We start from the raw sequence: 11,844 nt of genomic DNA on the forward strand, positions 1-11,844 counted from the left end.
ACTCAGTTATTATATTTTTTAATGCTAATTTTTTGGTAATTTTTGGCAGGAATAGTGATACAATAATTCACTGAGTTTTCTGTCTTTTTTTAGAGTAGCTATCAGCAGTCAGCGGTTAGTAGTAAAACTCTTTAGCTGCAAGGCTTTGTGGTTTAAACTTGTACCTCATTGACTTGCTGCTGTATTTCCAATTTATTTCCAACTCAGCCAGGCAAGATTCTCACCTCCACAACAGTTTGCTCAAATATCCATAAGCAGATCCTAATTTGTTTGAGTCTACAATCTGGGTAATTGAAACTTTAAGTGTATTTAGAGTATGTTTGAAAAGTATTGGCCGAATCCATAAGGCTTGGCTACAACAACGGTAAACGTTAGTACACAAGCTAACTCCAACTGCATGGACTAATGAAAAAGTTAGAATCTTGAACCTGTGTACAAGCGGTTGCTCATTGCTAAAGATCGTATTAATTTCCACTTGAGAAACATCCTCTTAGACTTAGTTTGAAAAAGTATTTGTTTTGCAACTTGGAATTAATTATCCTATAAAACCAAAATAAATTAATTTTAATAATCCTCGCTCCAGCCATGAAAAAATTACAACTTGATTTTAACCATCAAGCCATATATAACACCAGTGAAAATGGCTATCTTAAATTTCAACTCAATCAACAAACGGGCGCTATTTTATACATTGAGTATACTCAGGAAGCAATTATCGTACCCATGACATCGGTGACAGCTATTCCAAATATGCCTGCTTGTATATTAGGATTGATGAATTGGCGTAGTCATATAATTTGGGTAGTTGATTTACCGAAAATGCTGAATTTAGAATACATTGACCATCAGTTACATCAATATAATATCATTGTTATTCAAATAGAATCAATGATTTTAGGTTTAGTTGTCCAAGAAATTCAAGGAACAACTAAGTTTATGGCTGATAATATTCGTTCTCCTGTAGGACAAGTAGCATCTAGTTTAGTACCTTATTTATGTGGTTGTGTAGTGGAAGAAGAAGAAATATTATTAGTATTGGATGCTGTACATATTTTAGAGTCGGCTATTCTCTGTGTTGACTAAAATTAATGCCTAGAAAATCGGGGTTGAATGTTTTTGTTTTATAGATTTAGTGTGAGGATAGTATGTTGAAGAAAAATGACATCAGGAAAAGCGGTGATTCTCAAAATAAAGTATCTTTAATTTCTCCAGTGAAAGTTATTGATATTCAGGGAAAAAATTCCAGTCATGCGCCGAATTTGGATCACGAATTCAAATATTTAAAGCAATTTAAATCGGGTATAAAACCCATTATTTTGTCCATAGCTATTGGGACTTTACCAATATTGGGAATTGGGGCGATAGCTTATAGTTTTGGTAGTAAGTTGATGACTAAAGAAATTATTATATCTCAAGAAACTAAGGCAATTAGTTTAAGTAATGCGGTTAATAATTTTCTTGGACAACGCTATGACGATATTCGGGTATTGTCTAATATCAAACTCTTGAGTAATGATAGTAACAAAAAAACAGACAAATCCAACAAAAAAGACAAAATTGATATCAGCAGAATTAATATAAAAACCCAAGAAACCTTAGATAGCTTGAGAAGAACTGGTAAGGTTTATGATAGCGTGGCTGTATTTGATCTGAATGGAAAAGTGATTATGAAATCAGGAGGAGAATCTTTAGAGTCAGAAAAAAACCTGGTCTATTTCCAAGAGGTAATTAAACAAGATACTCCCATTATTAGTCAACCAGAAATAGTTAAAAATGGGAATGCAGTGATTTATGTAGCTGCACCAATTAAAGATAGAATCAAGGGTAATACCATTGGTATAGTCAGAACCCGTACACCTGTAAAATATTTAGAGAAATTAGTAAAAAGTCATACAGATGATAGTGATAGTCAGGAATATTATTTTTTAGATGAAAAAGGCCGAATTTTGGTTAGTTCTTATCAAAATTTATTGGGTCAAAATACTCAGGATATTTATCCTGGTTTAGCTAATGTTTTCAATGCTAAAGATATTCAGACATTCACAGAAGTTGCCCAAAATAATCAAAATCAGCAACTAATTACTTATGTACCATTGAGAAAATTATCAGATTCACCAGATATCAATTGGTGGTTAATTGTTGCTAAAGATACAGCGATCGCCTTCAAGCCACAAAAGGAATTTTTACTATTAATTGCTAGTACAACCTCGGTAATTGGGTTAGTGATGACATTATTTGTAGGTTGGTTAGTCCAAGGGAATAGAGAGATACAAAAATTAAAAGCAAATAGTAAATTAAACAATGATCAAGACACTGGAGAACGACAAGATTTACCAAATAATCTTCAGTATATTGTGAATCAAATTCAACAATCTGTTGATGAAATAAATGTATCTATTCAAAAATTGACCACAGAAGCAGTCATAGAATCTGAACAAAATAACCGTAGCTTAGAAACCATTGATAATATAACTATTGCTATAGTATCTATCGCTAATATAGCACAGCAGGCTGTCACAATTATTAACGATGCTAACTATGCAGCTACGGAAACTGGAGCAGCAATGGATTTAACATTGCAAAACATTTTGTTAGTCCAAGAAACAGTTTCGGAAATAGTTAAAAAAGTGAAACGTTTAGGGGAATCTTCTCAACAGATTTCTCGTGTAGTTTCTGTAATTAATCAAATTGCTATGCAAACTAATTTATTAGCAATTAATGCCGGAATTGAAGCTGCAAGAGCCGGGGAAGAGGGTCAAGGTTTCGCTGTAGTAGCAGAGGAAGTAGGAGAATTAGCCGCTAGAATTGCAACTGCAACCCAGGAAACTGAGGAAATAATTGCTAAAATTCAACGAGAAACTGGCGAAATAATACAAGGGATGACAACAGGAACTAATCAAGTGGTTGAAAGTAGCCATATTATCAAAAATGCCAAGGAAAGTTTGCAGCAAATTGTTAATGTATCAGGGCAAATAGATACCTTAGTGCAGTCAATTTTAAGCGCTACTACATCTCAAATACAAACATCAGAAATTGTTATTCAAACTGTTAAGGACATTACAAATATATCAAAATTTAACTGTGATAATTATCGCCAAATTTCTCAATCTTTGCAAAAAGCAGTAGATATTTCTCAGCAGTTAAAGGAGACCGTCGAGACCTTTACGGCTAATTGATGTTGTGATTCTGAAATTAATAGCTAATGACTAAGGAATAATCACTAATGACTAAAGATAAAGAATTGGAAATCCAGATGCAATTTTTAGAAGAAGCAACTGATTATCTCAACATTTTAGAAGGGATCTTGCTGGGAATTGACAGCAGCAACTGCATGGAATTAGAAAAAATTAATGCTGCAATGCGAGCCGCTCATTCTATTAAAGGTGGAGCGGCCATGATGGGGTTTAGCGTATTAAGTGATTTAGCTCACCGTCTAGAAGATGCTTTTAAAGTTTTAAAAACTCAGAAAAATTCTCTAGAAATCGACACCAATTTACAAAGTTTATTACTATCTGGTGTTGATTGGCTACGGCGAATTGTTGAATTACTTTCAAAGGGTAACAATTTAGATCATAGTCGTCTAAGAGAATTTTGTTACCCAATTTTTGATCAACTTTATCAGCGTTTAGGTGAGCCTTCTTCAGAGAATATTACAACATTAATATCATCAGAACTATCATCAGAAGATAATCAACTTATCCTTTTGTTATTTGAAACTGAAGTTGAAGAATATTTAAAAGTTCTAGAATCTCGCTTAAAAAATAATAATAAAGCAGAATTAAGATCCGAATTACTGATCATGGCTACTGAGTTAAGTGGCTTAGGAGAAATGCTCCAGTTAAAAGCATTTACCCAACTATGTGAATCAGTGATTAATTACTTAAAAACCTATCCTGAACGCTGCGTGGAAATTGCTAATTTAGCTTTAGAATCATGGAAAAGGTCTCAATATCTAGTATTAAGTAATCAAGGGAATCATTTACCAGTAAAAATTGATTTATGTGAGTTTATTAATAATAAAATTGATAGTGATAAAGACCTATTATCAAATTCCCAAGATAATTTAGTAAATCAATCAAAAACTGTTAGTGATGATTGGCAATTATTAGCAGATATAGAACTACCTCCAGAAATTAACGCCGTCGAATTTGCTGATTTTGATAGAGTTTCATCCGCAAAAGATCCGCTTTTAAATATAGATATAGATGATAAATCTAATGAACAGCGCAAAGGTGATATTAATTTACCTCATAAAGAACGTGAAAATCATGAAAATACAGTGAGAATTTCTGGAAAACATTTAGAAAAAATTTATGATTTATTTGGAGAAATTATTATTCAAAAAAATGGGTTGAATGTGCAAGTAGAAAGATTACGTAAATTGGTTCGTAGTTTAAATCAGAGAGTACAAATTCTTGATCAAGAGAATCAAGAACTGCGGACAGCTTATGGAAAAATGATAAGTCATAATCATCTGATCAATCATCATAATCAAGAAACAGAAAATAACTGTTTAGAACAAAATTACTATCAGAAATTAGATGTATTATCTCAAGATGTCATGGAAACTATTGTGCAAGTTGCAGAAGTTACAAGTGATATTCAATTAAGTGTTGATGATGCAGATCAAATAGCAAGGAAACTGAATAAAACTTCTAAACAATTACAAAGACAATTAACTCAGATGAGGATGCGTCCTTTCTCAGATTTAGTTGAGCGTTTTCCTAGAGCCATTAGAGATTTGAATGTGGAGTATGGAAAAAATGTGCATTTAAGAATTGAAGGTGGTAATACTTTAATTGAAAGGAGCATTTTGGAAGCATTAAATGAGCCTTTAATGCACTTATTACGCAATGCTTTTGATCACGGAATCGAAGATCCTGTTACCCGTAAAATTCACGGAAAACCCGAACAAGGGTTGATTGAAATCAAAGCATTTTACCATAGTAATCGGACGATGATTACTATCCGTGATGATGGTCGAGGTATTTCTTTAGACAAAATTCGTCACCGCGCTTTAAAAATGGGTTTAGATGATTCTTTATTAGCGAGTGCGAGTAACGAGGAACTACTATCATTAATTTTTGAACCAGGGTTTAGTACCTCAGAACGGGTGACAACTTTATCTGGTCGGGGTGTGGGAATGGATGTAGTGCGTAATAACCTCAAATTAGCGCGAGGAGATGTAAATGTTGATACTCAAATAGGATCGGGGACGACAGTTACTTTATCAGTACCATTTACCTTATCCGTAGCGCGAATCTTATTAGTAGAGAGTGATGGATTACTGTTGGCATTTTATACAGATGTCATAGAGGAAATTTTCTTACTAGAAAATCAGCAAATCTTTCTCCAGGATGGTAAAGAATTGATTAAATGGCAAGATACGCAATTACCATTACTGCGTTTAAATAGTTACTTTGAGTTTAATTGCCCCCGCTCCAATAATCTAGAATTAGAAACTCCGCCCATAATTAATGCTATAAGTGTATTAATAGTCAAACATGACAATCAACAGGTTGCAGTGCAGGTAGAACGCTGCTGGGGTGAACAGGAAGTAGCTATTCGTCAAGTAGAAGGTAATATTCCTCTACCGAGCGGTTTTAATAACTGTACAATTCTGGGTGATGGTCGGGTAGTTCCCCTAGTTAATACTAATGATTTAGTGTTATGGATTACTAATTGTGAACTTCCCCATCTGAGTCGTAAGTTACCGACAACAAGATTACAAACTGCTTTCTTAAAACCCTCAAAAGTAGCAATTTCAACTAAACCCCCTCGTCAAAAAGGGAAAATTTTGATTGTGGATGACTCCATTAATGTGCGTCGGTACTTAGCCCTAACCCTAGAGAAAGGTGGGTATCAAGTAGAACAAGCAAAGGATGGTCAAGATGGCTTAGAAAAACTAGAAAATGGGTTACAAGTCCAAGGGGTAATTTGCGACATTGAAATGCCCAGGATGGATGGTTATAGCTTTTTAGAGCGAATTAATGCCAATAGAGAATTGAGAGATATTCCTGTAATTATGCTGACATCTCGCAGTAGCAATAAGCACCGTCAACTAGCTATGAAATTAGGGGCAAAAGCTTATTTTTCCAAGCCTTATAATGAGCAAGAATTATTACAGACATTAGCGGAGATAATTTTCCAGACAGCAGAAACAAAGTCATCAAATTAGGAAATTGCTGCTTTCATGAATCCATCGGAAACCGCATCTGGTGGAAATTCTTGTACAATTGTATTTTGTCCAAGATCGAAATTCCACACAAGTTTTGAAATTTTATCATTATATCTAACTCCTTGAAAGTTATGATCAAATCGTCTCATCAAAGCAGTAAATCTTGTAAATGTCCGTTCTTCTTTTTCTTTGATATATTTAATAACTGCTTGTAGTCCACGACCTGTACTACCTAATTCAGAAGGAATTTTAATAAGATTACTCTTGTCTCTTTCATCCTGAGCATCATCAATATCATGAGTAGTCAGCTTATGGGTTTTAAAGTTTTTAAGTGTAACTTGTGTAAACATAATTGTTTTCTGGCAATAGCTTAAATTTTAATTACATTATTACTGTTGATAGCAATTTTAGAATTAACTTGCTAAAAATTAACTTTAACTAAAATTACCGTAGCGATGCCTACTAGCAAGGCATCGCGGATTTTAGATTTGTGATTTATCCGTAATCTAAAATCTAAAATCCAACAAGGGATTTAATGGTTTACCGCTGCTGCTTCTCGTGCTGCTGCTGCTTGATCTGGGTGAATATTCAAGCGTGTGAGGTTAATTCGACCTTTATTGTCAATTTCTCGCACTTTGACAATCACCTCATCACCAACAGCGACTTCATCTTCAACTTTACCAACGCGGTAGTCAGCCAGTTGAGAAATGTGAATCATGCCTTCTTTTCCGGGCAAAAATTCCACAAAAGCACCAATAGGTATAATCCGGGTCACACGACCGATATAAACATCACCTTCATGGAGTTTACGAGTCATGCCTTGAACAATGTTCCGTGCTTTCTTAGCCCTATTTTCATCAACTGCGGAAATAGTGACAGTACCATCATCTTGGATGTCAATTTTTGCACCAGTTTCTTCTGTAATACCCTTAATGGTTTTACCACCAGGTCCAATGACTAGACCAATCATGTCAGGATCGATCTTAATTGTCAATAGCCGGGGGGCATAGGGTGAAGTTTCTTCTCTGGGGGTGTCAATAGTCTGGAGCATTTTTTCCAGAATGTGCAACCGCGCTGGCCTGGCTTGGTGGACGGCTTCGGCGATGACTTCTAAAGACAACCCGGATATTTTCATATCCATTTGCAAAGCGGTAATACCAGTATCAGTACCGGCAACTTTGAAATCCATATCACCTAAAAAGTCTTCAATGCCCTGAATATCGGTCAGGATTCGCACTTCGTCTCCTTCCTTAATCAAGCCCATAGCCGCACCGCTGACGGGTTTAGTAATTGGTACACCGGCATCCATGAGGGATAAACTAGAACCGCAAACTGAACCCATGGAAGTAGAACCGTTAGAAGAAAGCACTTCCGAAACTACGCGAATTACGTAAGGGAATTTATCTTTAGGTGGTAATACAGGCAACAATGCTCTTTCCGCTAATGCACCATGTCCGATTTCTCTTCTACCCGGGGCGCGTAAGGGTTTGGTTTCGCCGACGGAGAAGGGTGGGAAGTTATAGTGATGCAAATAACGTTTAGCTTGGTCTAGTTGCAAGTCATCGTTAAGATTTTGAGCGTCTCCAGGAGTACCAAGGGTACACATTGATAATACCTGAGTCAGTCCCCGGTTAAATAAACCACTGCCATGTACTCGTTTGGGTATTATACCAACTCGACAAGATATAGGACGGACTTCATCAAGTTTACGCCCATCAACGCGCACATTATCTTCGATAATTTGACGGCGCATGAAGTATTTAGTAATGCTTTTGAAGGTATTACTAAGGGCGTTGGAGTCTGCTGTGGCGGCGATGCGAATGGGGTCTTCTTCTGATAAAGCTTTGATTTCATCAGATATACTATCCTTAACTGCATCTAAGGCAATATCACGATCAGTTTTAGTTAACTCAAATTGCGCTAATATTTTCTTAATCTCTTGATTAGCGCGATCGCGGATATAATTTTCTAAGGTCTGATCTGGTTCAGGTGGTGCTTCTTGCACAAGTTGTAAACCCAATTCATCCAGCAAATCTAATTGGGCTTGAATTAAATCCCGTACAGCTTCATAGCCAAAATCAATCGCTTCAATAATATCTCGCTCTGGCAATTGATTTGCACCGGCTTCCACCATGATCACCCCCTCAGGTGAACCAGCCACGACTAAATCCAAATCTCCCGCTTCAATTTCTGCGTAGGTTGGGTTAATAATAAAATCATCACCCACTAAACCTACTCGCACAGCGGCCATTGGTCCATTAAAAGGAATTTGGGCAATGAGGGTAGCAATTGAAGCACCTGTCACTGCTAACACATCGGGAGGAACCTGTTCATCCATGGACATAGTTAAGGCCACAACTTGCAAATCATCCCGTAACCAGGAAGGGAATAAAGGACGCAGCGGGCGGTCAATCAGACGACTGGTAAGAATGGCCTTTTCCGGTGGACGACCTTCCCGGCGCATAATTCCTCCGGGGATTCTTCCCGCCGCATACAGTCTTTCTTCATAATCTACCGTCAGTGGCAAAAAATCAACACCCTCCCTGGCTGCTGACCTCGTGGCTGTCACCAAAACAGTTGTATCCCCTGATTGTATCAAAACCGACCCACCTGCTTGGGGGGCTAGTAGGCCAACCGTCAGTCGAATATCCCGTCCATCAAAGGATATTGACTTTTCAAATTCTGCCATTCAGTTTTTTTTCCTTCTCTTACGCGTTTCTCACTCTGTGGCAATCCTAACATTTATGCAGTCTAGACGGCTTGTGTCATGAACAAACATAAAACAAAATTGCCTAAGTTAGCAGTACAGTGGGCTTCATATCTAGGTTTGTCATCTCAGCTATATTTTTCAGAACGATTTCATCATAGTTCATCAATCAATTAAGATGTAATTAACTGTATTAAAATTGCCCTTGTTATTAAAAAGCAATGGTAAAAAAACCATATCATTTCTTGACAACTCTTTTTCAGTCCTGTATCATAAATTCATATTGTGTGGACACAAAAGAAAAGTTTTGATCTGTTATGTTAAATTCACGGGACACCAGTTAACTTGTTAGGTGGTGTTGTTACTTAACCCAGCAACCGGATTAAATTGTATCAGGATCTATATTTAATTCCCGCAATTTTGCTGCTAAACGTTCTGATTTTCTCGCTTCTTTTTCTGCGGTTTCTTCAGGTGTGGGAACTAGCTTTCCTTCTGGTGTAAAATACCGTAATAGTCCTTGATCAATTCCTAAATATAAACCTAGCTGACAACTCCACAAATGTCCTTGCTGATTTTGTTCTAAAGGTTGATATTCTCCGTCTACTAAATGAAAACCTGCAAATTCTAGTGTATAAGGGTCGAACCAAAAATAATCCGGTGTGCGGAAAGTATTTTGATAAAGTTCTTTTTTATATTCTCTATCTGTATTTGCTGTAGTTGGTGAGAGAATTTCTAAAATGAAATTAGGATATTTACCATGTTCTTCCCAAACTACCCAACTTTTCCGGGTTTTGCGTTCTGTTCCCAAGACCACAAAGAAATCTGGACCTCGGAAATATTCAGATTTTTTCTGATTAGGACTATAGTAAATGGTGAGATTTCCCGCAGCATAGAAATCATTTCTATCTTTCCACAACCATTCTAGACATTTGAAAAGTAGAATTATTTGTCTTAGATGTAGTTCTGTTTCCACGGTCGGTTCATCACTATATAAATCACTTGGGGGAAATATTACATCTTGGGAGATGTTTTCTTTACATTCTAATTCTTGAGTAATCATCATGATATGATACCAAGTAGTTATTTGTTGATTATAGCATTACGTAGGTTGGGTTGAGGAACGAAACCCAACATTATATCTTTTGTTGGGTTGCGCTGTATATTATTCTTTTGTTGGGTTGCGCTGTCGCTTAACCCAACCTACATGACTAAGGTTAAGCAACAGAGTAACCTAGCAACCGGATTAAATTGTATCAGGATCTATATTTAATTCCCGCAATTTTGCTGCTAAACATTCTGATTTTCTCGTTTCCTGTCCTGCGGTTTCTTCAGGTGTGGGAACTAGCTCTCCTGTTGGTGTAAAATACCGTAGTAGTCCTTAATCCAAAATCCAAAACTGAATGTTAATTACCTTTCTCTACAGGAATATCAAACAATTGTAACTTAAGTCTTTGGGCTGGATAATCAGTTAAAGACAGAGATATCTGTTTGACATCATCAAGTAAGGCCGTGGGAATGCTAATTGTACCTTTAACTTCTGCTCCTTTGGCAGGTAATTCTGCTGGTAAACCTTCTGTAATTGCACTCAAGGTTCTTCCTTTATCGTCAGTAATATCTAAAAAGCTATAGAGAAACCTTACAGAATCAGTCCCTTTATTTTGCATATTTACTCTTAGCAATAAATCACCTCCAGAATAGCGCACGGACTGTACAGACATGGTTACACCTTCACTTTCAGCAGCAACAGGAAATCCTGGTTGTAGGGGTTCTTCTGCTACTTGTTTGGGTTTTTCCTGTCCTTGAGGTTTGTCGGTTTTGATCTCTTCTTCTGCTGACTTTTCTGGTTTGTTACTTTGGTTTTTATTGTTAATTCTTGACTTGACAGCTTTGAGAATATCTTCCTCTTTTAGAAAACTTTCAGTTCCCTGTTGGGGGTTATTACTCTTGCTGCTGTTAAATTTATTAACGGGACGACCATCTGGTGTAGTGACACCTTTGAGCGCGTCACTTCCTAATTTAAATCCTAAAAAACCACTTGCAGAACTTGCTCCCAACATCAGGGTTAACAAAATTAAGGTTAGGAGTACAGTAGTATTGATTTGCATTGTTAAAAAATTATGATATAAAGGGAACAGGTAGCAGGTAAGTCCTAGAATTTTCTCTTGGTGTAGTCATGGTATTACTCATTACTATCCTAAGTTTAAATAACTAGCAACTGGGGTAAATAGGAGTGAAAATTTGTTTAATCCCTATGCTACTATATGCTGTTAGGGATTTTAAAATTTGCCCTTTTCAATGCCGAAAAAATTTACCTCATTACATACTTGATTAGACTTTGAGCATTTAAACGTAATTAATAATTGTTCACGGGTTGCCAAATTATAGTGAGATAGTGTATTGTGGTTAAAGTAGGATCGAAAATCACTGGTTAAACCAAACAGCGTCAGGTTGAAATCCATGTGAATAAGCGCTCTTGGCCGATTGGGGAGGCAACGAACTCATAATTCGTCTTCAGGCTGGTTCAATTCCAGCAGGGCGCATTTTACGCATTTAAGATAGCTAAATTATGATATATGTTATTTCCTGCGTTTGTAGTCAGGGCTTCAGCCCTGGTAATATTTCTGCAACACCTGTAAAAATTGGGGAAGTTAAATTGTGTTGGTGTTAATTTGATTGAATGCCAGGAACGAGACTTGAACTCGTGACACGAGGATTTTCAGTCCTCTGCTCTACCAACTGAGCTATCCCGGCGTGGGCTTGATTATTGACCACTTTTCCTAAGTAAAACATAGGGAAAAAGATTAGTCAAGGGGTTTTACAAAAAAAATTTTAATTAGATAGACGTGAGATAACCAACATAATGTGAAGAAAAGTAAAATCGCTCAAAACTTCTTCCCTGTTCCCTGTTCCCTGTTCCCTGTTCCCTGTTCCCTGTTCCCTGTTCCCTGTTCCCTGTTCC

Annotated in this window: 7 protein-coding genes and 2 tRNA genes; 4 read left to right on the plus strand and 5 right to left on the minus strand. The window is 36.7% G+C overall.

Going from position 1 to position 11,844, the window contains the following annotated elements:
- The first annotated feature begins 585 nt into the window (after positions 1-585).
- The 3 genes from ACIR310F_RS0113280 to ACIR310F_RS0113290 all read left to right on the plus strand — a co-directional run bounded on the left by ACIR310F_RS0113280 (position 586) and on the right by ACIR310F_RS0113290 (position 6,178).
- Positions 586-1,083 (plus strand): chemotaxis protein CheW, encoded by a 498-nt coding sequence (locus tag ACIR310F_RS0113280; protein ID WP_028084247.1) that lies wholly within the window; start codon positions 586-588, stop codon positions 1,081-1,083.
- A gap of 62 nt (positions 1,084-1,145) precedes the next feature.
- Entirely contained in the window at positions 1,146-3,176 is a 2,031-nt protein-coding gene (locus tag ACIR310F_RS0113285; RefSeq protein ID WP_028084248.1) for a methyl-accepting chemotaxis protein, read from the plus strand.
- A gap of 47 nt (positions 3,177-3,223) precedes the next feature.
- Positions 3,224-6,178, plus strand: a complete 2,955-nt coding sequence (locus ACIR310F_RS0113290) for a hybrid sensor histidine kinase/response regulator (RefSeq protein WP_028084249.1) — start codon at positions 3,224-3,226, stop codon at positions 6,176-6,178.
- Here the strand turns inward: ACIR310F_RS0113290 and ACIR310F_RS0113295 are convergent.
- From ACIR310F_RS0113295 to ACIR310F_RS0113310, 4 genes are all read right to left on the minus strand, one after another.
- Positions 6,175-6,528 carry a hypothetical protein gene (locus ACIR310F_RS0113295; protein WP_028084250.1) on the minus strand — a complete coding sequence of 118 codons (354 nt, stop codon included), beginning with the start codon at positions 6,526-6,528 and terminating at the stop codon, positions 6,175-6,177. The genes ACIR310F_RS0113290 and ACIR310F_RS0113295 overlap by 4 nt on opposite strands.
- Positions 6,529-6,710: 182 nt before the next feature.
- Entirely contained in the window at positions 6,711-8,867 is a 2,157-nt protein-coding gene (locus ACIR310F_RS0113300) for a polyribonucleotide nucleotidyltransferase (protein ID WP_028084251.1), read from the minus strand.
- 400 nt (positions 8,868-9,267) lie between these two features.
- On the minus strand, positions 9,268-9,948 hold the full coding sequence (locus tag ACIR310F_RS0113305; RefSeq protein ID WP_028084252.1) for a Uma2 family endonuclease: 681 nt from the start codon (positions 9,946-9,948) through the stop codon (positions 9,268-9,270).
- A gap of 340 nt (positions 9,949-10,288) precedes the next feature.
- Positions 10,289-10,990: a hypothetical protein gene (locus ACIR310F_RS0113310; RefSeq protein WP_028084253.1), complete on the minus strand. Its 702-nt coding sequence runs from the start codon at positions 10,988-10,990 to the stop codon at positions 10,289-10,291.
- A 362-nt stretch (positions 10,991-11,352) separates the two neighbouring features.
- On the opposite strand from ACIR310F_RS0113310, the gene ACIR310F_RS0113315 reads away from it, so the two are divergent.
- A tRNA-Met gene (locus tag ACIR310F_RS0113315) sits at positions 11,353-11,425 on the plus strand.
- A gap of 138 nt (positions 11,426-11,563) precedes the next feature.
- Here ACIR310F_RS0113315 and ACIR310F_RS0113320 read toward each other — a convergent pair.
- Positions 11,564-11,636 (minus strand) — tRNA-Phe (locus ACIR310F_RS0113320).
- Positions 11,637-11,844 lie beyond the last annotated feature (208 nt).

The organism is Dolichospermum circinale AWQC310F, assembly GCF_000426925.1.
Taxonomy (GTDB): Bacteria; Cyanobacteriota; Cyanobacteriia; order Cyanobacteriales; family Nostocaceae; genus Dolichospermum; species Dolichospermum circinale.

Coding starts and splice junctions, on each gene's coding strand:
- ACIR310F_RS0113280 (WP_028084247.1), top strand. CDS start 586: ATGAAAAAATTACAACTTGATTTTAACCATCAAGCCATATATAACACC.
- ACIR310F_RS0113285 (WP_028084248.1), top strand. CDS start 1,146: ATGTTGAAGAAAAATGACATCAGGAAAAGCGGTGATTCTCAAAATAAA.
- ACIR310F_RS0113290 (WP_028084249.1), top strand. CDS start 3,224: ATGACTAAAGATAAAGAATTGGAAATCCAGATGCAATTTTTAGAAGAA.
- ACIR310F_RS0113295 (WP_028084250.1), bottom strand. CDS start 6,528: ATGTTTACACAAGTTACACTTAAAAACTTTAAAACCCATAAGCTGACT.
- ACIR310F_RS0113300 (WP_028084251.1), bottom strand. CDS start 8,867: ATGGCAGAATTTGAAAAGTCAATATCCTTTGATGGACGGGATATTCGA.
- ACIR310F_RS0113305 (WP_028084252.1), bottom strand. CDS start 9,948: ATGATGATTACTCAAGAATTAGAATGTAAAGAAAACATCTCCCAAGAT.
- ACIR310F_RS0113310 (WP_028084253.1), bottom strand. CDS start 10,990: ATGCAAATCAATACTACTGTACTCCTAACCTTAATTTTGTTAACCCTG.